This is a genomic window from Dictyobacter halimunensis (assembly GCF_036245075.1).
This window is the reverse complement of record NZ_BSRI01000002.1, coordinates 5,609,099-5,629,509: the sequence shown is the minus strand read 5'-3', so window position 1 is coordinate 5,629,509 and position 20,411 is coordinate 5,609,099. Positions and strand designations below refer to the sequence as shown.

Here is a 20,411-nt window from a genome sequence, read left to right as displayed (position 1 = left end):
GAATGTATATGTCCAGGCGAGGCACTAAGAAAACGCTGCGCCAGCGCAGAAAAAGCCAGCAGAGAAAGAAGCATCAACCAGCGCAACAGCATCCAACCTTGATCGCGCCCGATATCCCCGCCGAGCGGATCGGGGTGCCCGCCGGCGCTGCCTCATGGCTAGGGCAAAAGATTGCTTCATGGCTGAAAATCAGGTAAACTCCCATCAGCACCATATCTGCTCAAGAGGGAAAGTTTCATGGCCAATCACAGCTATAAAGAGACCTATATCATCAAGCTGGGCGGCTCGCTCATTGTTCCACCAACCGGGATCGCCACCTCGTACCTGCAACAGTTCCAGCAGTTCATTCGCCAGCAGGTCACCGAGCATCAGCGGCGCTTCTTCATCTTTATCGGCGGCGGACAGGTGGCGCGTCAATATCGCGATGCCGGCAAGGCCATCGTGGGTCATGAGCTCACCGACGATGACCTGGACTGGCTCGGCATCCACGCCACCCGGCTGAATGCCCACCTGATGCGCACCGTGTTCCGCGACCTGGCCCACCCGGTCATCATCAAAGACTACAGCATCATCCAGAAACCGGAGAAGCCCGTGGTGATCGCCGCCGGCTGGAAGCCCGGCTGGTCCACCGACTACCCGGCGGTCATCATGGCGCAAGACTACCATGTACAGTCCATCTTCAAGCTCAGCAACACCGACTACGTCTACGACAAAGATCCCCGCATCCACCAGGACGCCCAACCCTTCGAGCACCTCTCCTGGCACGAGTACCGCTCGATGATCGAAGAGACATGGAGCCCCGGCTCACACGCCCCCTTTGATCCCGTCGCAGCCAAACTGGCCTCCGACCTCAACCTCAAGGTCCACTACCTGAATGGAACGCACCTGGACACCCTCGCCAAAGCCCTCAACGGCGAACCCTTCGTCGGCACAACCATCTCTTGATGGTTTTTGTCCGCAGACAAATGCAAAAGGATATCTATTTATAAATATCTATGGATTCCAATGATATTGACTACCGCTTTGGACCCATCCCTGCCCAAAGCCATACCAGCGCAACGTTATCAGACCATCACAGGTTCGCATCTTTCCCTGCTCAAGAGCTCTGAAGTGAACAGGATAGGTGATGGTATCCGCCCTACGAGTGGGAGCACCGAGTTGATAGGACTGCACGCTGGTACCCAACAGCTGATGTGTATTGTACAGACCCTCGATGACCAGTGGGGGACGGCCATAATAGTAGAAAAAGCCGCAGCCTACCAGACAACAGGCCAGGATGACCACGAGGATAGCCGAGCGTAACCAATGCTGGGAAGCACGATACAGCTCACCAGGCAGAAACTTTTTGTCAACCACGAGTGTACGCGCCAGCATGTCCCCCGGACGCTGGTGCTTTTTTGTCTGCGCGATGCAGACGAGCGTGAGAAAGCCCACGCCAAGCGCATAGAAAAGCGAGAGCACCTCCAGGGGACGTAGAAGGTTGCGCAGCAGGGCCTGCCACGGCGTAATGCGCCAGATCCCTGTCCGTTCAGCCGCGTCCGGCACCACGTACAACCGCTGTGCCTTCCCGAGGGTAGTGCTGAACAACGCCTCCTGCACAAAAAAGTAGCCAAAGGCCATCAGGGCGAGCCACCACCAGTCCACCAGTGTCGCGGTGGAATACGAGGTCCAGCCGTTGTAGCCCGGCGGCGGCAGCGCGCCACCCACGACACGCGTCACGCCAAAGGTCGCGTTGACGATCCACCCCAGCACAGACAAACATAAAAAGTCCAGGAATGCCGCAGCAAGCCGCAATAACACCACCGATGAACGCGCCTCACCCCGCGCCCCATCCGTCACCTCTAAATCCGCACGCCGTGTCTGCAATGGAGGCTCCTTCCTCACCCATATCAGGCAAAACAATATATTCCGCAAAAACGCCCAAAAAAGTTATTTGCCTCAATATACTATCACCTATATAGATCACGTTACAAGTGGAGCAGCTTCCTTCATCTACACCGGCGGTCCATATTGGATCCGTTCCCTATATTCCTCCAGGGACCAGCCCAGACCCTCTTCGATCCACCAGGTGGCACCCGCCTCCCGAAAAGGCGTGACGATATCACTGCCCTGCCGACGATCACGAGGCGTCTCACCACTCATCACGATCTCAAACGGACCCGATTGCGTACGCTGGGAGCGCACATAAGCCACGCCGCTGCGGAACTCATCAAGAGAGAGCCAGCGCTGCTCCCTGGCGTTGATGGATTTAAAGCTAACACCATCCCAGCGGGCGGCACGCCGAAACGGGGCGCGGTACGGCCAGCCACCAGCAACCCACAGGGGAATGCGTGGCACCTGAACGGGCCGGGGTCGCAGGCTTACCTCCCGCAATTGATAGTGCTCACCACTATAAGAAAAGCGATCTTCAGTCCATAATCCATGCAGAATCGTCAGCCCTTCATCCAGTTGTCGGGCACGCACCGCCATATCACCCTCCTCACCAAAGGCCGCGAACGTCTCGCTGCCATCGCCCAGCCCCACGGTACAGATCACGCGACCACCGGAGAGCTGATCCAGATTGGCAAGCCGCTGGGCAACGAGATAGGGTCGATGACGAGCCAGCGGCGCCACCAGCAGACCAATCCGGATGCGCGAGGTCTGCAAAGCGATCGCGGTCAGCGCGATCCAGGGATCAATGACGGGCTGCCCTTCCGGCAACACATCCCACACAAAAAAGCCGTCCCAACCAGACTCCTCAGCCTCCCTCGCCAGCTGCGCCAGCACCCGCGCATCCCCATACTCACCCGTCGTCGGGACATCCAATCCAAACCTCATACCTTTCTCCCATGCATAAACATTTCAACGCAATCTACACGCAATCCCTTGCACTGTAACACCGCATCCATGACATCTCCTGTCATATTTGCCAGACCCAACCCCCTCAATACCATTCAAATGTTTGCAAAGAAGAAACACAACAAAAAAACACCCCCCGAACCCACAACACCTCCTCGACATGAAACACCCCCGAAACACGAACACGCCCCCAAAAAAGGAACGCCCCTCCAACGAGGAACGCCCCTGTAGGGTCGACCTTCAACGGTCGACCGGGCCGCCAGCGCCAGCGACGGCGGCCCCCGTCCCCCCACGATACCGCTTCCCCCGCCTTCCACGTCGGCAAACGTGGTACCCCACACGCCAACGTTCCGCACACGCCCCCAAAAGCACCGCGTCGGAGCTATCTCCACCTACGATCGCACAACAGCAACCGGGCGCCGCAAAAAAAGGTGAAGCAGCAGCAGATAGGCCACCGAGACCATGGTGAAGCCTACAAAGCCCACCAGGCCAATAAACAACGTCAACGCGTTCACATCCGGATAAATGATGCCGCTCAAAAGCAAGGCCAGGCACCACAGGCTGAGTGCATAAAAAGGGCTGCCGCTCAGGAAGATCATCAGTCTCCGCGTACGCCTTTCCAGGGGTTCCAGCACGCCACGTATATGGCGAGCATACAGACGCGTAAAGACCACACCCAGTATCACGTACACTATAAAGAGCGCCAGCCACGCCACGCCGATTAAGGAGAAATTTTTGTATTGGTCAAGAAAGAACAATACCTGCTGAAAAATCGCTAAAATGCCCGTACACACAACAATAAACACGGTCGCAGGCCACCAGAGACGAAACAACAGGCGCGCACCCGCCAGAATCTTTTCAGTATTCATATCCTCAGAGCAAAATCCTTCCTGCATGTTTTTTCTCTTTCCTTCCTGGAAAGAGTGGAAGAGTCGACCACCAGAACTGGAGGTCCGTTCGGAAGAACAATACCAGTATATCGGGCGCGCAACAAGGCCACGCGTGCTCTTAAGTGCGCACCCATGACCTCTGCCTTTGTACCCCGCTACTCGACGTAGCGCGCCAGCTTCTCCAGCGAGAGTTGCGTGCCCAGCTCATTGTCCTCGGGCCGAATGCCCGGCGGGATGTCTCTGAAAACAATAGTCACGCTGGTGCCACCATCCGCTGGCTCAAGCGTGACCTCCATAATCATCTCGCCCGCCAGGGCGGGATCGCTGGTGTCAAAGGTGATCGCCTCCGCGATCCTGCTCGGCGGCGTCAGTTCCACGAAGCGCGCCGTATAGCGATCTTCGCGCCCCGCCGTTTTGCCACGGGCGCTCTCTTCAGATTCCGGATAGTACAGCGACATCTGAAAGCCTCCACCGACCCGGCCATCGAAGCTGTGCACCTCGCCGGTCATATCTCCGGGTACCTGCCACGTCGTCAGAGCTGCGGGGTCGGTAAAGGCTCGATACAACACATCCTGCGAAGCCTTGATATATTTTGTGTTACGCGTGCTAGCGCGCTGTGGTTGCTGCGCATCTGTCATGGGCATATCCTTTCACAAAATTAATATCCTTCTCACTTTTAGAGAAGAGAATATATCCATCAGAGGTCTCTAATCGGCTATCTTATCGTATCATGCCCAGAAGAAAAAACTTCTCCCATCTTGCTCTATCTGACAGTAGATGCAGAGGGCGCATGCTTGCGCAGGAAGGCACGGGCGCACTCCTGGACGCGCGACGCATGCGGGCTGAGCCAGAAACCGAGGTGATCACCATCTTCTATCCAGTAGCGCTCGGCGCCAGGAATATGTTCGTAGGCGTACACCCCATCAGAGAATTTCACATCTGCATCATGGGTGCTATGGATAATCAGGCTCGGACACTGGACCGACTCCAGCGGCAGATGGGTGAGCTTCAAAAACTGCCGCATGTCGTTCTCATTTCCCTTTTTCCTCTCAGCATAAGGATTCATTGTGTCCAGCAATGCCTTCATAAAAGCAAGCGCCTCAGGCTCGTTCAGGACGTGGTCGATCTGTCTCTTCCTCTGCTCTTTGGTGAAGTAGCCAATACCTCGGAAGGTTTCCGCCAGCATGAGCCCGGGCTGTTTCTCCATGATCAACTTGACGAACTTCTGTCCGGGGGCGCTCATAAAAATGGCCTCGGCGAGCGGTCCGGCCGCTTCCGGAGGGTGATAAGTTCCACTGACACTGTCTATCGCCACCAGCGCCCAGACCCTATCCGGATGCCGTATCGCGAACTGATACGCAGGTGGTCCACCCGCTGAGAGGCAGACAACGGCGACCCTGTCTATTTGCAGATGATCCAACAAAGCAGCGAACAGATCAGCCTGTTGCTCAAATGTCTCTCCACTTTGCAGCGGGGTGCGCAGATAGCCTGGTCTCGATGGGCAGAGAATCCTGTCCATGTCGCTATCCAACCAGTTGGTCATCAAGCGGGCCTGGTCAACGCCTCCCAGGCCTCCATGAATGGACAGGATCACGGGCCCACGCGCCCCACTCAGGTCGAACTCGACCGGACCTTGCTCTGTCGAGACGACGCGGGGGTCTATGTACATACCAGGCAGAATTTCTTTTCTGATGCTCATGCTGTTCCTCACCCTCTTTGAATGTTCTTGCTCTTGCATAACCGTTTGAGCAGGATATAAATGTGCCGTGCCTTGTAGCTGGCCTGTCTTGTTTGCTACAATGAGTCTATAGATGAAGAGAAATGCATACAAGTACGCAATTTTATTTGACATATTTCGCAAGGGAGCAGATCCTATGTCTCGGCAGAAGAAGACCATCGTGTGTCCACTTGGCGGGGATGGGTTTGGAGGCAAATGGAAATTCTGGATATTGTATCATTTGCTCGACGGCACCAGGCGTTTCGGCGCCTTACAGCGGCTGCTGCCTGAGGTCAGTCGGCAGATGCTTACGATCCAGCTGCGTGAGTTAGAGCAGATCGGCCTCGTTCAACGCCAGGTCTATGACCAGACGCCCCCCCGAGTGGAGTATGCTCTCACGGAGTTGGGATGGAGCTTGAAGCCCCTGCTGTGCCAGATGGAGACGTGGGGGAAGTGGTACAGTGAGCAGATCGGCCCACAGTACGATTGGCTTGTGAGCCTGGGAGGCAGATGGAAGCTCTGGATCTGGTATCATCTGCTTAGCGGACCCAAACGCTTCAGTGAAGTGCAGCGGCTCCTTCCACAGGCGAGCCGACAGGTACTCGCGCTCCAATTGCGCGAGCTAGAGTATATGGGGGTGCTTCACCATCAGGCCGTGCCGGGCTCGCCCCGGAAAGTATATCAACTTTCGGAGCCGGGACGACGCTCAGAGCCGATGCTGCGCCAGATGTACGCATGGGGACGATGGTGCTGCGAGCAGATCGGCATTGAGTATGAGTGGCCGGTACACGATGAAGCAACAAACACTTGAACGGCAAAAAGAGTATTCCAGGTTTGGTGGCAGCAGAAATGGGATTCACTCTAACACTCATGCCTGGTTGACCGGCACCTACGATGTAAAATGATGCCACAGAACAGCGGGCAAAGAATTGTCAACAGCAACCAGATAATGTATTCTTTCCATAAAGATCCTTCCTTCTTGTATGCTCATAATCGATATCTGTCTGGGGTAGCAATATCAGCTGTAGCGCCTTCATCTTCATTGTGTACCCGCGCAAGTGGTCAGTGTGGGTGGGGAGATCATATCATTATGGAGCCAGTTCTTCATCTTCGATTGCTCGGCGACTTTAACCTGATCTACAACGATCAGCAGATAACCAGCCTCGCCACCTTGCGTCTGCAATCGTTGCTCGCCTACCTCGTGCTGCACCACGATATTCCCCAGCAGCGCCAGCACCTGTCCTTCCTCTTCTGGCCCGACGCCACCGAGTCCCAGGCGCGCAATAACCTGCGTCAGCTGCTGCACCAGTTACGCCAGGCATTTCCGCCGGTCGATCACTTCCTCTCCACCGATATGCATATGCTGCACTGGCATCCCGCGACGCCCTTCCATCTTGATGTGGCTGAGTTCGAACATGCTCTCATGCTGGCGGAGGCGGCCGCGCAGGGCGATGACCGGCAGGCCCTCCAGGCCACCCTTGAGCATGCGGATGCCCTGTATCGCGGTGAATTACTGCCCGGCTGCTACGATGAATGGATCGTGCCTGAGCGTGAACGGTTGCGCCAGCGCCATCAGTGGGTGCTCGAACAACTCCTTCAACTCGTTGAGGGGCAAGGCGACATTCGCGCCGCCATCCACTATGCTCAGCGCCTGCTCGCGCTCGATCCGCTCTCCGAAAGCCTCTATCGGCGCTTGATGCAGCTGTTCGCGCTCAATAACGATCGCGCCAGTGCGCTGCGCGTCTACCACACCTGCGTCACCACCTTACAGCAAGAGCTGGGGATCGATCCTGATCCGGCGACGCGCGCTGCCTACGAGCAGCTCCTGCGACAACAGACCCCAACGAGGAAGGTCAGCATTCAGCAAGCCTTGCCCACCGCTCCTCCGCTGCTGATTGGGCGCACGCGCGAGTGGCAGCAGCTACACGATGCCTGGCGGCGCGTCGACAGCGAGGGTCCCCACTTTGTGCTGGTGACCGGAGAGGCGGGTGTGGGCAAGTCGCGGCTGGCCGAGGAGTTCCTGCTGTGGGCGGGCCAGCAGGGCGCGGGCACCGCCAGGGCGCGCTCGTATGCCGCGGAGGGCCAGCTCTCGCTGGCGCCGGTGACGGAATGGCTCAGGAGCGAAGGACTTCGCGCGCCGCTCAGACAGCTCGATAGGGTCTGGCTGACCGAGCTAGTACGGCTCCTGCCCGAGCTGCTAGAGGAGCAGCCGGGATTGCCGCGCTACGAGCCGGTGACCGAGTATGGACAGCGCCTGCGCTTCTTCGAGGCCCTGGCTCGCGCCGTGCTCCGCGCGCCACAGCCAATCTTGCTGCTGCTCGATGACCTGCAGTGGTGCGATCAGGAGACGCTGGCATGGCTGCATTTTCTGCTGCGCTTCGAGCCCAGGGCGCGTCTGCTCGTCGTTGGCTGCGCCCGCGAGGACGAATTGCCGTCCGGCCATCCCTTGCAGACCTTCCTGCTGCATCTGCGCACGAGCATGCATGTGACAGAGATTCCACTTGAGCCGTTGGACGCGGCGGAGACGGCGAAGCTAGCCTCACAGGTAACGAGCCGTGAGTTGAACGTGGAGGAGGGGTTACGCTTATTCCATGAGACCGGGGGCTACCCGCTGTTCGTGGTCGAAACGGTGCGGGCCAATCAGGGGAACGCACCGGCTGATCCAGCAGAGGTCAACCACTCCCATATGCTGCCGCTGCTTGAGGGTACACGAACGCTTCCTCCTCGCGTGCACGCGGTGCTCATCGGACGCCTCTGGCAGCTCTCACCCGCGGCTCGACGACTGGTTGAACTGGCCGCGACGATTGGACGTGAATTTACGCTCGACCTCTTGCTAGCGGCTGGCAACACCGATAGCGAGGACACTGTGCGGACGCTGGATGAGCTGTGGCACAAACGCATCTTACGCGAGCACGGCACGAACACGTACGATTTTACCCACGATAAGCTGCGTGAGGTGGCGTACGCAGAGATCAGTGCGCCCCAGCGCCGCCTGCTCCATCGCCGCGTCGTGCAGGCGCTGGAAACCATCTCGGTCGCGGACCCCGACGCGATCAGCGGTCAGATCGCGTGGCATTATGAGCGCGCGGGCATGATCGAGCAGGCGCTCCCCTGCTACCAGCGCGCGGCGGCTGTGGCGCAGCGTGTATACGCGAATGAGGATGCCATCAGCCTGCTCGTACACAGCCTGGAACTGCTCGCCCTCCTGCCCGCTGGCGCGAAGCGTGATCAGCAGGAACTGAGCCTGCAGCTGTCCCTGGCGCCACTATACCGGGTGACCAGGGGCTGGACAGCACCAGAACTGGAACAAGTCCTCGATCGAGCCCTGGCGCTGTGCGATATCGTCGGCAACGACGCGCAACGGGCACAGGCGCTGTATGGATTACAATCGGTCTACGTCGTTCAAGCTCGGCTGGAAAAAGTGCAGGACACCTCTGATGAGTTGCATGCCCTGTATCAACGCTCTTTTGGCGCGGCGGCGCCCCTGTTCGTCGATACGATGCTGGCGGGGGTATACATGCAGATGGGTAGAGTTGCGGAGGCCAGCGAACAGCTCGCCAGCATCATCGCGGCACACGATCCGGATCAGATTCTGCATATCCAGCAGTCGCAGGGATTAAACTACGCGGCGCACGCACGGGCCTGGCAGTCGCATGCGCTATGGTGCCTGGGCTATCCTCAGCAGGCGCTCAACCGTGGGCTCGACGCGGTCAAGCTAGTGCAGGACCTGGATCAGCCATTCGACCAGGCTCTGGTGTCGGCCTATCTGGCCTTGCTGCAGCAGTTGCGTGCCAGCAGCGCGGTCGCCAAAGAACAGGCCAGACATGCGCTGGCGCTCGCCACGAAATACCAGGCCACCTACTATCGTACCTGGGCTAGCATCCTGGTCAACCATGCGCTGGCCGTGGAGCAGCCCGATGAGGAGCATATCAGACATCTGCGCGACTCGATTAACGCCTTCAAAGCGCCCGGCGCTCGCCTGCGTCTGCCCTATTACCTCTCGCTGCTCGCGCAGGTCTATGGCAAATCCGGGCGTACCGAAGAAGGACTGGCAGCCATCGAGGAGGCGCTGGCGGGGGCGCGCGCCCATAATGAGCACTGGTGGGACGCCGAGATCCATCGGCTGCGCGGCGAACTGCTGCGCATGCGGCACGCCGATAATAGCGAAGTCGAAGCAGCCTTCCTGTGCTCGAGCGAGATCGCGCGATCACAGCAGGCCCGTTCACTGGAGCTGCGCGCGACGATGAGCCTGGCGCGCCTGTGGAACAAACAGCAGCGATCAGACGAGGCCAGAAGCCAACTTCAGAACATCTACAACTGGTTCACCGAAGGATTTGACACGCCAGATCTCCAGGCCGCCCGGCTACTACTTGAACGATTATAGCCGAACAATACCCGTAACAACTCCGCGATAACGCTTTACTAACGCGGATCTCTTGATCAACCTTATCATGTATCCCAAAAACACCTTTTTATCCCTCTTCATCAAACGGTCTGATAACACCACCGATGCTATGCTGGTTGTATCAGGAGTTGACATCCAGTCCGCTCCCCCCAAGGACCCGTAGGTGCGGGGCTTGCCCCGCTTTGTTGGATAGGTGCGGGGCTTGCCCCTGCTTTGTTTGAAACGCTACAGCCAGGCTAGGAGAAAAAGACGATGCAACAATATAAGACGACCGTCACCCTGGAGGAGGCGGAGGTTCAAAAACTGATAGCTCAATTGCGTGGCCCATTGCTGCGTCCCGGTGACGACGGCTACGAACAGGCCCGCCAGGTCTACAATGGTATGATCGATAAACATCCCGCGCTGATCGCGCGCTGTGTGGATGTCGCGGATGTGATGGCCGCCGTCAACTTCGCGCGCGATCAGCAATTGACGCTGGCCGTGCGCGGTGGCGGCCACAACGGACCCGGCCTCGGCACCTGCGATGATGGCCTGGTCATCGATCTCTCACTCATGAAGGGGATTCGCGTCGATCCCATGGCGCGCACGGTTCGCGTCGAGGGCGGCAGCACCTGGGGCGATGTCGACCATGCCACACATCCCTTCGGACTGGCGACGCCCAGCGGCTTTATCTCAAGCACCGGCGTCGGTGGTCTGACCCTGGGTGGCGGCATCGGCTACCTCTCGCGCACATACGGCCTGACGATCGACAATCTGCTCAGCGTCGACATGGTACTCGCCGATGGCAGCTTCGTCACGGCCAGCGCCGACGAGCATCCCGACCTGTTCTGGGCGATCCGTGGCGGCGGCGGCAACTTCGGCGTGGTCACCTCGTTTCTGTTCAAGCTGCACCCCATCAGCACGGTCTATGGCGGACCGATGCTGTGGCCCTTTGAACAGGCCAGCGAGGTCATGAAGTTCTGGTGCGAATTCATCGCCGATGCGCCCGAGGATATCAACGGTTGGTTCGCCTTTATCACCGTGCCGCCGGCGCCTCCATTCCCGGAACACCTCCACCTGCAGAAGATGTGCGCCATCGTCTGGTGCTTCAGCGGGCCACTAGAGCAGGCCGAAGCGGCCCTGCAGCCTATTCGCACCGCCATCCCCCCGGCGGTAGACTTCGCCGGGCCCATTCCATGGCCGAAGCTGCAGACCCTCTTCGACGCGCTCTATCCCAAAGATCTGCAATGGTACTGGAAAACCGACTTTTTCAACAACCTGCCCACCAAAGCCATCGATCTACACATGAAGTACGGCGCACAGCTGCCCACGATGCACTCGACCATGCACCTCTACCCGATCAACGGAGCGGCCCATCGACCGGACGCGAACGATACCGCCTTCAGCTACCGCGACGCCAGCTTCGCCGAGGTCATCGTCGGCGTCGATCCCGACCCGAGCAACAATGAGCGCATGACCCAGTGGGCCAGAGACTACTGGATGGCCCTGCACCCCTACTCGGCCGGCGGAGGCTACATCAACATGATGATGGACGAAGGCACCGATACCGTACAGTCAGCCTACCGCGACAACTACGCCCGGCTGGCGCAAGTCAAAGCCACCTACGATCCCGGCAACCTGTTCCGCGTCAACCAGAACATCAAACCCGGCAAATAAACGAGAAACGTTCCCCATCAACGGAACGTCCCACACACGAAAACGTTCCTCAAATGGAGCGTTTTCGTAGGGACGACCTTCAACGGTCGTCCGGGCCGCGAGCGCCAGCGATTGCGGCCCACGTTCCCCCACGACATCGCTTCCCGTGTCTTCCACGCCGGCAAACGTGGTACCTACGCGCCAACGTCGCACACACGAACCCAAAAGAGCAAGTTGCTCTCCACAAGCGACCTCGCGGCCTCGAAAATCGCCAGGCACCTACAAAGAACCGATCACACGGAGCAATCGTTGCCGCTCTGTGGGCTCATCGGCAATGGGTATGGGCAAGAGCTGCAGCTCATCCACACCATGCGCCAGCAGCTCATGCAGGCGAGCACGCACCGTCACCTCGTCGCCGCTGATCACAAGCTCCTGCGCCAGGGCGTGCAACGCGGCCTCATCGCCATCCACAGCAGCAGCCCAGCCAGCCTGAGCAAACATGCGAGCGTGCGCGCCTGCCAGTGCCAGCTGCTGTATCAACCGCCGCACCGCGATGTTGACCGCCGCTTCATCCGTACTGAGAGCGACCGGCAAGCAGGCGATGACAGGGGGAGCCGGGCGTGACCGTGTCTCGGCTCCGGCTCGCAAGGCCGGCAGTGCCTGCTCTAGCAGATAGGGAACGGGACATAGCGAGGCGAGAGCCCCATCCACGCTCTCACCCGCCAGTCGGAACGCTTTCAGGCCCAGCGCCGAGATCACCAGGGGCAGCGGAGCGGTACGCGGCAGGGTATCCACCACCTGGAAAAATCTCCCCTGGTAGTTGATCCTTCCTTCCCACAATACGCCACGCAGCACCTCTACATACTCCCTGAGATAGCTCAGGGGCGCGCTCTGCCGCAAACCATAGTGGCCCTCAAGGTACAGTGGATTGCCAGGGCCAACACCCAGGCGCAGGCGTCCCGGAGCGAGATCATGCACAGCAAGCGCCTGCTGCGCCATCACCAGTGGATGGCGCGTAGAGGCAGGCACAATCGCTGTACCCAGGATAATCTCTTTGGTCTGGACGGTGGCAGCCGCCAGCACGGTCAGCACATCAGCGAAACCTGCCCCTCCCATCGCCATCCAGGCCTGCCTCACACCCGCCTGTTCAGCCTCGCGTATCCGGATGATCGCCTCAACGCTATCTCCCGCCTGAATGTATACTCCTACACGCTCCCGCAGCGTACGCGCTGCAAGCTCGTGCAATGGCTGGTTCATCTTGTCTCTCTGCTGCATCATACTCTCCCGGCAGATCACTGCCAATGGTAACAAACAATTCACGTGCATACCCAGAATCGATATAGGGATAGTATGCGGTGAAACCTGTGCTTTAACCAGGAGTGTGTTGTATCATATGTCTGGAAAGTCATAGCTTCCTCGTGAGCATGCTCGCGCCGGAATAAAGGGAAAATAGATGAGAGAAAGAGTCAAACGCCGTGCGGGGCTGGCCGATTTCTTACAACATCGGCGCGCGCGTCTACAGCCAGAACAGTTTAACCTCCCGATCTTTCAGCGACGGCGCACGCCCGGCCTCAGGAGGGAGGAGCTGGCCCAATTGGTTGGCGTGGGCGTCTCCTGGTACACCTGGCTGGAGCAGGGCCGCGATATACAGGTATCCGATCAGGTACTGGAGCGCCTGGCCTCCATCCTGCAGCTAACCCCTCAGGAGCGTCGCCACCTGTTTCTCCTGGCTCATGATCCGCTTCAAGCACGCGATGAGCCAGTCCACGAACAGCATACACCGACCACAACAGCGCAAACCATTCTGGATGGCTTTGCTTATCCGGCGCTGCTCTTCGATAAATACGTGAATGTGGTGGGGTGGAATGAAAGCACCACGCGCGTCTTTGGCGAGTATGCCACCCGCACAGAAAGGGAGCGCAACGCGCTCTGGTTTCACTTCATGCATCCCTCTTCGCGCAGCTTTCGAGTCCACTGGGAACGTGATACACGAGCCTGCCTGGCCTCCCTGCACGCGATCTATGATCGCTATCCCGATGATCCGTGGCTCAACGAGCTGATCGCCGAGTTGCTGGGCGATAGCCCCGAGTTTCGTGCATGGTGGCCCGAGCACGACATTATGCTAGATTGCAGCGGCCTCAACGAGATCAATCATCCCCTGGTTGGTCGCCTGGTCCTGCACTCCACGGTGTTTCCCATGCCTGAACAGCCCGAGCTACAGATGGTTGTCTATACGCCCCTGCCCCAGGAAAACTCCGCGGCAAAATTGAGGACATTAATGACTGAGGCACCCAACAACGCCATGATGATCGTGTAAAAGTATTACCATGACGCATGCATAGAGGAACAGGAGCGGACCATGGAAGACATAACCAACTCGGACATCATCAATGCCTAGTAAATTCAACCTTATAATGTTCCAGGCAAAAACGCCGAAGCAGCAGAGCAGCTCTTGACAAAAAGGGTATGAAAGGTATATTCCACATAAGAACATACGCATACGTATGTTCTTATGTGGAGAGGAAATACATCTGTGCAACTGACGCGGGATGATTGGATACAGGCGGGCCTGCGCGTCCTGGCAACTGCGGGCATCGATAGCGTGAAGATTGAGGCACTGGCGAAGGAGCTGCATATCAGCAAGGGCAGCTTCTATCATTACTGGCCCAATCGGGCGCAGTTCCTCGATGCGCTGCTGCTGGCCTGGGAGGTCGGCACCACACACAACACCATCGATGCCCTGGAGAAGATCGACTCTCCACGTGAGCGCTTCCTGCGTCTGTTCGAGGTAAGCTTCTCGGCCGATAAGAGCCTGGAGGCGGCCATCCATCGTTGGGCCAGCATCGATGTGGCGGTGGCCCGCCGCGTTGCCGCCGTCGAGGAGGTGCGCATGGCCTATATCACCAGACTACTCTGCGATATGGGCAAACCTTTTACGCAGGCCAGCGAGCTCGCCCGCCTGTGCTACTTTATCTATCTCGGCTGGATCGATTGGAGCGAGAGAAACGAGAATGTGTCAACCACCTTTGCCGAGATCCAGCGGCTCTTGTTGGCATTGAATATAACCGGTTAGTAAACACATTTTTTTAGTCCAAAAACATACGCATTCGTATGTTTTGAGTCAGGAAAGCTATGCAGAAAGGTGCATTATGAAGAAAGCCATTCTTATCATCGCTGCCATCCTGTTACTCGGAGGCATCATCCATATGGCGCTAACCCCACTGATCTATGGTGCCTTGACTCTCAATGCTCTGTGGTTCGCCAGTGCCGGCTTCTCCCTTATCCTGCTCGCGTTTATCAACTACCTGGTCGTCAACATTACGCCGCGCGGCAGCGTCTTCGCGGTCGGCTATATCAGCAATGTGCTGGGAGCTCTGCTGCTGGCCCTGGTCCTCTACTTCTTGCGCGCCCCCATGTGGCGCTGCTCACGCTCCTCCTCATCGTTGAACCCATTCTGCTCATACGCTTGCACACAGTAACCGCCCGGGCAACCCTGAGAGCCTCGACGGCATCAACATCTCTTCAGAAGAGCGGCCTGCGCTAAAGTCGGCCTGCAGGACTGCCTCCGGGTGAATCTGCGCAAGGTGAGGCCGATTATTGTTCAGCCTCACCTTGCCTGTGCCTATACCATCGATCCATATTGGAGAGGTTCTGCGAAAAGATGGGCGCGGCGGACCAGGTACTATACTTGTCTGGCTCTTTGATGGTACCAAGATAATCGGCCGTTGGGTGATCCCGCCGGGCCTGCGCGACCAGCTGACGCAGATCAACCAGGTACTACCGCATGATCCTGACATGCTCGCCCGTTCCCACAGGACCATGTCCAGGGATCACGTGTTTCAGCGCCAGATTATCTACCTGCTCAAGGATGTCGAGCCACTCGTCGGGATTGGCGATATCGGTAGAGGGATGGAAGTCGACCTGCACGATGTCGGCGGTAAAGGCGGTGGCGATCGCTGGCAGGTGCAGAATGGCGTCGCTCGGGGTATGTCCGCCACCAAAGGTGAGCAGCTCCGCCTTATAGCGGGCACCATGAAAGACCATGCGTCGCTCAAAGGTAAGATCCGGCAGCCGCAGTTGAAGCGTCGGGAGCGCGGCCTCCATGGCCCGGTAGTCGGCTATCAGCAGATCCTGATCGCGCCGCATGCGCGGGTCCTGTACATCCCTGGCCGCCTCCTCCAGAGAAGGAGGATGCGCGCGGACCTCCTCAAGCATGGCGGGGAGCCGTTCGCTCATGAGCTCGTATGTCCTGGTGGTGGACACGATGACGGCATCATCAAAGACCTGGTTGCCAAACACGTGATCGGAGTGACAGTGACTGTTGATCACATAGGTGGGAGGTCGACCGGTCAGGGTCTGGGCGGCCTCGCGCAGGCTCTGTGCCGGCGGGGGCGTAAAAAAGGTATCGAACACCAGCGTCTCGCCGCCCAGGTCGACGATGCCCGCGTTGCCCCACGCGCCCGTGCCGCCGCGCACGATGGCGGCATACACTCCCTCCGCCACCTGCTCAAGTTGAAAATACGGCGACTCAAAAGGAACCCGAGAAATGTCCATCATAAAAAAATCCTTTCTTCTCATAATAATGTCATTAGCCCAACAATAGCTGACCAGGTAAAGGTCGTAGTGGTCTCTTTATGTTCCTATTTTCAGAGAGAAGCATAAAAATCGCGTAAAATTTGTGCCATATGATGTGAAAAGTTACACATATTATTGACCGGGTAAAGATGAGTGAATACAATAAAAATGTAGAAGGTGATCAATATATAAAAAAGAAGGTACCGTTGTGCAAGACAATCCCCACCAGATCTCTCCCCGGTCGCTGGACCTGGATGAGCAGATCGTTGACGGTCGGCGCATTATCGCCAATGTCCCTTATTTATTGCCCAAGGACCTGGGCGAGGTCAATCGGCTAGACTTTCAGCACTATATGCTGCGCTACGCGATGCGGGGCAACCATCTCGCGCCGCTGCAGCAGCCGCAGAGCATCCTGGATGTGGCCTGCGGCACGGGTCGCTGGGCGCAGGAGATGGCCGCCGAATTTCCACAGGCCCAGATCTGTGGGCTGGACCTGCAAATACCCGGTCAGGACGCGAGGCGCAAGGTTACCTTTCCCGCCAACTGCTCGTTTGTACAGGCCAACGTCATGGAGGGCCTGCCCTTTCCCTCGTCCAGCTTTGATTATGTCCATCAGCGCCTGCTGACCGTGGCTTTGCCGGCTTCAGCGTGGCCAATGCTGCTGCGCGAACTGGTGCGCGTGACGAAGCCGGGTGGATGGATCGAACTGGTCGAGGTCGACCTTGAGATGCTGCCAGCCGGTCCAGCCATGATGCAGTTGTATCAGTGGGCATTGCAGGCCTGCGCCCGGCGCGGCATCGATCCCACGATTTCACGCAACCTGGTCGGACTCCTGACGCAGGCGGGCGCACACTCCTGTCAGGGACGCGTGATCGATATCCCGGTCGGGAAATGGGGCGGTCGCCTGGGACAGATGAATCTGACCGACATGAACGCCATCGCAGGCGCCATGCGCTCATTTATTGCGCAGCTCGCCAATATCAGCCCCGAGGATTACGACGAAGCGACCGCGCGCTCCCAGCAAGAGTACGAGCAGATGCACGCCAAAGTCAACTTCTATGCCATCCTCGGCCAGCGCCCCTGAGGCGTTCCCCAAACATTAAGATGGCCGCGCCACGCCCCTGAACCGGGGCGATGCTGGCGGTCATCTTCTCCAGGCACGGCTCCAGCGCCATGCTAGCAGCGCTTTGCGATCGGGTCTCCCAGACGAACAAGCGTTTCCACCCCTTGCTGCGTATATTCCAGTATGTCATTGCTCGGACGCCAGGCTCCCGGTTCACCCAGGAGAACGACTGCCGAACCGCCAAAGTGAAAAACGGACTTCTGGTCGCCGCGCTGAAACGGCTGCTCAACGGGATGCACCTGTGAAATGCGGCCCACAGTCAGCGCTCCCACCTCCACCATGGCTAAACGGCCAAAGTTTTCCGTCTCCAGTATGTGGATTTCACGCTCGTTTACAATGTATATGTCGCTTTTATTTTCCATGGCCTTCCAGGTGACCGTCCAGAGGCGATGCCCCTTCTTGTGGCGCTCCAGCGTATGGCCGCTATCAGGGTAATGAACGTGATGGTAATCGACCGGCGAGAGCCGTGCCACGATCAGAGGGCCATTCATAAAGGGGCGGGCCCGGTCCGCGCTGCCCAGAAGTTGCTCCGCATTCAGCGAGCGTCCTTTTACGGGGAACTGCTGATCCGCTGAAAATTTTTCCCAGCCGAAATAACGCGCTTCAGCAAATGCGCCCATCTCTTCTGGTGAGGTAGGAAACGAACGCACACCTGGTCGGAACCTTCTAACAAAAAAATCATCGTACGAGGTGTAGTCGCGGGCTTCAAACTCGCTCATATCAATATGATACTTGCGGACAAAGGACTCGATATGCCGCTTGCTGTAACGAGTACTCTGGTAAAGACCAATGAGAGCAGCATACAGCAGCCTGGATCGGAATTGCTGAGAAAAAGACTTCTGAGGTATAGTTTCATAGGTATCGGGTGAATCGTCCATCCACTCCTCAAACATTTTCCCTTGTGCGCGATCCCAGATTGGCAGGGGCTTTGGATGCCTCATCATCGCTCCTTTAATCACTAATGTAAAATCTACAAAAATGTAAAAAATCTCTATTTATTATACTCTTAGCTTGCTCAAAGCGATGTAAATTTCATAAAAAGACGGGAGAGGATTGACAAAAATAACAAATGTGAATCCACTTTAAAAGTGGATTCACAGACATTGAATTGTTATACTGCCCGCAATTGGAGGTACATGGATAGGGTTTAACGAGCCAGGGGAGCGATGCCGGTTTCGAGCCAGGCGGCCAGAGTTTTGAGATGGCGATCCCAGCCAGGCTCGCAGACGTTGTAACATTCCACCTCAGGAACCAGACCAACATGCGTCATGTCAATTCTGGTTTGCTGACCTTCTTCTGAAATTTCAAACACGATGCGTGTGTTTTTCCATTCGGTCGGGTCTTGGAGCCAGGACATCTGACAATCGGTTACCAGCCAGACCCACTTTTTGTTCGGAACAACTTCCACCACTTGCAGCGTAACCGTGTCCTTTTCAGTGAACATGCTGAAAACATCGTTGAGATGGTTTGCACTGCCTTTGATATTGGGAGTCCACCATGTGCGAACGTCGCTAATCTTTGTAAACGCTTCTGCCGCCGAAGCAGGAGTGGTGATGCTTTTGTGATAATCCTGAGCAACCATGAATTCCAACCTCTTTCTTTTGTACATGCATGCTTTTTCCTTATTGTGAAAGAACACAGAATTCGTCCCGTTCTTCTATGATTTTCTTATTCTCATTGAGCAAGTAGAGACTGGCTCTCACCATGGTCACCATCGTCCCACCTGGACCCAGAGCGATCCTCATGGTTTCCAGCACGAGTGCGTTCTTTTCATCACCAATTGCCGAGACCACCTGAACGCTTCCGGGTTCGATGAATGGGGCGGTCTTTATCAGGCGTTCCATGTAGTTGTCGATGCCTGAAGCTTCCCCATCGGGGAGCATGGGCTGCGTAGTTGCGGCCGCAACGTGTACATCTGGGGCGACCAGCTCTCTGGTCTTTTCCCAATCCTGATGACTCCAGGCATCGATATGGGCGCGTGCTATTGTAACGGCTGTCGATTCTTGCATATTCACCATTTTTTCTCCCAATGAATTTTTGAATACATGATGTCTAAAAGATTCTAAAGCAGCACTCTCACAGGGGAATGGAAAACCTGCCGGACCTATCCTCTCGGCCCCGGAGGTGGGCAGGTGCCGGTTTCGAGCCAGCTGGCCAGATCAGCGAGATGGGCGCTCCAGCCCCTGTTCACGCTGGTATAGTAGCGATCCCAATCCTCTCCCGTGCCGATATTCGTGTGGGTGAGGTGGAGGCGGGTGCCATCATTTTCCGCGCTCAATTCAAACGTGATCGTGGTGGGAGCAGGCCCGAACGTCTCCCAGGTGTAGCTGAGGCGATGGGGTGGCTCAAGCACGAGGATCTTGCCGACTTCGAACGAGCCCGGCCTCCACGAGAATCTGATCGTCCCACCGGGGCACAGATCAAGCTCGGCTTTGACAAGAAACCAGCGTTCGAGATCTTCTCTAGTGGTCAATGCCCGGAAGACACGTTCAGGCGAAGCTTTGATAAACACTTCTTTTTCAAGTGTGCGGCCGCCCGGATATGTTTGCTCCATGCTCGGATGTTATCCTTTCTCATCAGTCTCTTCTTCAGTCAGGGAACGCAGCAGATCAAGTCGGGTATCCCAGGAGGTTGAGAGCTGTTTCCAGAGATCATCCCCTTCCGGCAGCGTATTGATCAGTGTGGTAAGCACACGGTGAAAGGTAGCGATCTCGTCAGAGGAATGATAGGAGGCAAGCTCCCGATGCAGCGCGTTTTCCCAGCGAGCGAGCACCGGTACCAGTTCGTCCTGGGCATTGCGCCCCCTCTCGGTCAGCCAGACGCGCACAACGCGCCGGTCAGGGTCGTTGCGCTTGCGCTCTACCAGGCCAGCCTTCTCCAATTGATCGACAAGCCAGGTAGTTGAGGTAGCGTCAAGCTGGGCACGTGTCCCGAGATCACGCGAGGGCAGCCCATCCTCGAACCAGAGCTGGCGCAGGAGAAAGAGCTGCGAAGGCGTCAGCGCATGGTCCGCCAGCGCCTGGGTGTAAAATTTCGCCAGCTTGCGCGCACCCGCTCCCAGCGCAAAGCCCAACGGCTCCTCGTTGTGATCTCTTTCCATAGTGCATATCCTCCTAATACAAATCATTTTAATTAGAAACAATTTATTTGTCAAGAGGAAGATTGAGTTCAGGCTGAATGATATATGTATGGGCGTGCATGCTTTCTCTTACTGCACCAGCGTGTGTT

At 57.3% G+C, this 20,411-nt stretch carries 21 protein-coding genes; 9 read left to right on the top strand and 12 right to left on the bottom strand.

The features are described from left to right. Window positions 1-8 precede the first annotated feature (8 nt). Window positions 9-197: a hypothetical protein gene (locus AABA21_RS37530; RefSeq protein WP_338258093.1), complete on the top strand. Its 189-nt coding sequence runs from the start codon at window positions 9-11 to the stop codon at window positions 195-197. 40 nt (window positions 198-237) lie between these two features. Further along, window positions 238-945, top strand: coding sequence for an amino acid kinase family protein (locus AABA21_RS37525; protein WP_338258092.1), 708 nt, complete (start codon window positions 238-240; stop codon window positions 943-945). Window positions 946-993: 48 nt separating this feature from the next. On the opposite strand, the gene AABA21_RS37520 is transcribed toward AABA21_RS37525, so the two are convergent. From AABA21_RS37520 to AABA21_RS37500, 5 genes are all read right to left on the bottom strand, one after another. Next, the gene (locus AABA21_RS37520) at window positions 994-1,866 is read right to left on the bottom strand and encodes an RDD family protein (protein WP_338258091.1); all 873 of its coding nucleotides are present in this window, start codon (window positions 1,864-1,866) and stop codon (window positions 994-996) included. 126 nt (window positions 1,867-1,992) lie between these two features. Next, window positions 1,993-2,817, bottom strand: a complete 825-nt coding sequence (locus AABA21_RS37515) for an LLM class flavin-dependent oxidoreductase (protein ID WP_338258089.1) — start codon at window positions 2,815-2,817, stop codon at window positions 1,993-1,995. Between the two features lie 413 nt (window positions 2,818-3,230). Next, window positions 3,231-3,707, bottom strand: coding sequence for a hypothetical protein (locus AABA21_RS37510; protein ID WP_338258087.1), 477 nt, complete (start codon window positions 3,705-3,707; stop codon window positions 3,231-3,233). A 176-nt stretch (window positions 3,708-3,883) separates the two neighbouring features. Continuing rightward, complete coding sequence (locus AABA21_RS37505; RefSeq protein ID WP_338258086.1) at window positions 3,884-4,366, bottom strand: SRPBCC family protein; 483 nt, start codon at window positions 4,364-4,366, stop codon at window positions 3,884-3,886. Window positions 4,367-4,491: 125 nt separating this feature from the next. After that, window positions 4,492-5,427, bottom strand: coding sequence for an alpha/beta fold hydrolase (locus tag AABA21_RS37500; protein ID WP_338258085.1), 936 nt, complete (start codon window positions 5,425-5,427; stop codon window positions 4,492-4,494). 175 nt (window positions 5,428-5,602) lie between these two features. Between AABA21_RS37500 and AABA21_RS37495 the strand changes: the two genes are divergently transcribed. From AABA21_RS37495 to AABA21_RS37485, 3 genes are all read left to right on the top strand, one after another. Further along, window positions 5,603-6,256, top strand: a complete 654-nt coding sequence (locus AABA21_RS37495) for a winged helix-turn-helix transcriptional regulator (protein WP_338258083.1) — start codon at window positions 5,603-5,605, stop codon at window positions 6,254-6,256. Window positions 6,257-6,535: 279 nt separating this feature from the next. Continuing rightward, the gene (locus tag AABA21_RS37490) at window positions 6,536-9,829 is read left to right on the top strand and encodes an ATP-binding protein (protein WP_338258081.1); all 3,294 of its coding nucleotides are present in this window, start codon (window positions 6,536-6,538) and stop codon (window positions 9,827-9,829) included. A gap of 273 nt (window positions 9,830-10,102) precedes the next feature. Continuing rightward, the gene (locus tag AABA21_RS37485; protein ID WP_338258079.1) at window positions 10,103-11,506 is read left to right on the top strand and encodes an FAD-binding oxidoreductase; all 1,404 of its coding nucleotides are present in this window, start codon (window positions 10,103-10,105) and stop codon (window positions 11,504-11,506) included. Between the two features lie 258 nt (window positions 11,507-11,764). Here AABA21_RS37485 and AABA21_RS37480 read toward each other — a convergent pair whose 3' ends face one another. Continuing rightward, on the bottom strand, window positions 11,765-12,742 hold the full coding sequence (locus AABA21_RS37480; protein ID WP_338258077.1) for an LLM class flavin-dependent oxidoreductase: 978 nt from the start codon (window positions 12,740-12,742) through the stop codon (window positions 11,765-11,767). Between the two features lie 196 nt (window positions 12,743-12,938). Here AABA21_RS37480 and AABA21_RS37475 point away from each other — a divergent pair, with 196 nt between their 5' ends. The 3 genes from AABA21_RS37475 (at window position 12,939) to AABA21_RS37465 (ending at window position 14,964) form a co-directional block, all read left to right on the top strand. Further along, window positions 12,939-13,802, top strand: a complete 864-nt coding sequence (locus tag AABA21_RS37475) for a helix-turn-helix transcriptional regulator (RefSeq protein ID WP_338258075.1) — start codon at window positions 12,939-12,941, stop codon at window positions 13,800-13,802. Window positions 13,803-14,018: 216 nt separating this feature from the next. Continuing rightward, complete coding sequence (locus AABA21_RS37470) at window positions 14,019-14,558, top strand: TetR/AcrR family transcriptional regulator (protein WP_338258073.1); 540 nt, start codon at window positions 14,019-14,021, stop codon at window positions 14,556-14,558. Window positions 14,559-14,634: 76 nt separating this feature from the next. Further along, a complete protein-coding gene (locus AABA21_RS37465) occupies window positions 14,635-14,964 on the top strand; it encodes a hypothetical protein (protein WP_338258071.1) in 330 nt (109 codons plus the stop codon). Window positions 14,965-15,262: 298 nt separating this feature from the next. On the opposite strand, the gene AABA21_RS37460 is transcribed toward AABA21_RS37465, so the two are convergent. Continuing rightward, the gene (locus tag AABA21_RS37460; RefSeq protein WP_338258069.1) at window positions 15,263-16,042 is read right to left on the bottom strand and encodes an MBL fold metallo-hydrolase; all 780 of its coding nucleotides are present in this window, start codon (window positions 16,040-16,042) and stop codon (window positions 15,263-15,265) included. A gap of 226 nt (window positions 16,043-16,268) precedes the next feature. Here AABA21_RS37460 and AABA21_RS37455 point away from each other — a divergent pair, with 226 nt between their 5' ends. After that, window positions 16,269-17,144, top strand: a complete 876-nt coding sequence (locus AABA21_RS37455; protein ID WP_338258068.1) for a class I SAM-dependent methyltransferase — start codon at window positions 16,269-16,271, stop codon at window positions 17,142-17,144. Between the two features lie 92 nt (window positions 17,145-17,236). Here the strand turns inward: AABA21_RS37455 and AABA21_RS37450 are convergent, their stop codons facing one another. The 5 genes from AABA21_RS37450 to AABA21_RS37430 all read right to left on the bottom strand — a co-directional run bounded on the left by AABA21_RS37450 (window position 17,237) and on the right by AABA21_RS37430 (window position 20,283). Further along, on the bottom strand, window positions 17,237-18,127 hold the full coding sequence (locus AABA21_RS37450) for a phosphatidylserine decarboxylase (RefSeq protein ID WP_338258066.1): 891 nt from the start codon (window positions 18,125-18,127) through the stop codon (window positions 17,237-17,239). Window positions 18,128-18,330: 203 nt separating this feature from the next. Beyond that, on the bottom strand, window positions 18,331-18,765 hold the full coding sequence (locus tag AABA21_RS37445) for an SRPBCC family protein (RefSeq protein ID WP_338258064.1): 435 nt from the start codon (window positions 18,763-18,765) through the stop codon (window positions 18,331-18,333). A gap of 40 nt (window positions 18,766-18,805) precedes the next feature. Beyond that, a complete protein-coding gene (locus tag AABA21_RS37440; RefSeq protein WP_338258062.1) occupies window positions 18,806-19,192 on the bottom strand; it encodes a nuclear transport factor 2 family protein in 387 nt (128 codons plus the stop codon). Window positions 19,193-19,287: 95 nt separating this feature from the next. Next, window positions 19,288-19,737, bottom strand: coding sequence for an SRPBCC family protein (locus tag AABA21_RS37435; protein WP_338258060.1), 450 nt, complete (start codon window positions 19,735-19,737; stop codon window positions 19,288-19,290). Between the two features lie 9 nt (window positions 19,738-19,746). Continuing rightward, entirely contained in the window at window positions 19,747-20,283 is a 537-nt protein-coding gene (locus tag AABA21_RS37430) for a MarR family winged helix-turn-helix transcriptional regulator (protein WP_338258058.1), read from the bottom strand. Window positions 20,284-20,411: the final 128 nt, after the last annotated feature.

Excerpts from the sequence above, each read along its gene's own strand:
- AABA21_RS37485 (WP_338258079.1), top strand. The coding sequence starts at position 10,103 with ATGCAACAATATAAGACGACCGTCACCCTGGAGGAGGCGGAGGTTCAA.
- AABA21_RS37460 (WP_338258069.1), bottom strand. The coding sequence starts at position 16,042 with ATGATGGACATTTCTCGGGTTCCTTTTGAGTCGCCGTATTTTCAACTT.
- AABA21_RS37495 (WP_338258083.1), top strand. The coding sequence starts at position 5,603 with ATGTCTCGGCAGAAGAAGACCATCGTGTGTCCACTTGGCGGGGATGGG.
- AABA21_RS37445 (WP_338258064.1), bottom strand. The coding sequence starts at position 18,765 with ATGGTTGCTCAGGATTATCACAAAAGCATCACCACTCCTGCTTCGGCG.
- AABA21_RS37430 (WP_338258058.1), bottom strand. The coding sequence starts at position 20,283 with ATGGAAAGAGATCACAACGAGGAGCCGTTGGGCTTTGCGCTGGGAGCG.
- AABA21_RS37515 (WP_338258089.1), bottom strand. The coding sequence starts at position 2,817 with ATGAGGTTTGGATTGGATGTCCCGACGACGGGTGAGTATGGGGATGCG.
- AABA21_RS37530 (WP_338258093.1), top strand. The coding sequence starts at position 9 with ATGTCCAGGCGAGGCACTAAGAAAACGCTGCGCCAGCGCAGAAAAAGC.
- AABA21_RS37465 (WP_338258071.1), top strand. The coding sequence starts at position 14,635 with ATGAAGAAAGCCATTCTTATCATCGCTGCCATCCTGTTACTCGGAGGC.
- AABA21_RS37440 (WP_338258062.1), bottom strand. The coding sequence starts at position 19,192 with ATGCAAGAATCGACAGCCGTTACAATAGCACGCGCCCATATCGATGCC.
- AABA21_RS37480 (WP_338258077.1), bottom strand. The coding sequence starts at position 12,742 with ATGAACCAGCCATTGCACGAGCTTGCAGCGCGTACGCTGCGGGAGCGT.
- AABA21_RS37450 (WP_338258066.1), bottom strand. The coding sequence starts at position 18,127 with ATGATGAGGCATCCAAAGCCCCTGCCAATCTGGGATCGCGCACAAGGG.
- AABA21_RS37510 (WP_338258087.1), bottom strand. The coding sequence starts at position 3,707 with ATGAATACTGAAAAGATTCTGGCGGGTGCGCGCCTGTTGTTTCGTCTC.
- AABA21_RS37525 (WP_338258092.1), top strand. The coding sequence starts at position 238 with ATGGCCAATCACAGCTATAAAGAGACCTATATCATCAAGCTGGGCGGC.
- AABA21_RS37475 (WP_338258075.1), top strand. The coding sequence starts at position 12,939 with ATGAGAGAAAGAGTCAAACGCCGTGCGGGGCTGGCCGATTTCTTACAA.
- AABA21_RS37490 (WP_338258081.1), top strand. The coding sequence starts at position 6,536 with ATGGAGCCAGTTCTTCATCTTCGATTGCTCGGCGACTTTAACCTGATC.
- AABA21_RS37505 (WP_338258086.1), bottom strand. The coding sequence starts at position 4,366 with ATGACAGATGCGCAGCAACCACAGCGCGCTAGCACGCGTAACACAAAA.
- AABA21_RS37500 (WP_338258085.1), bottom strand. The coding sequence starts at position 5,427 with ATGAGCATCAGAAAAGAAATTCTGCCTGGTATGTACATAGACCCCCGC.
- AABA21_RS37435 (WP_338258060.1), bottom strand. The coding sequence starts at position 19,737 with ATGGAGCAAACATATCCGGGCGGCCGCACACTTGAAAAAGAAGTGTTT.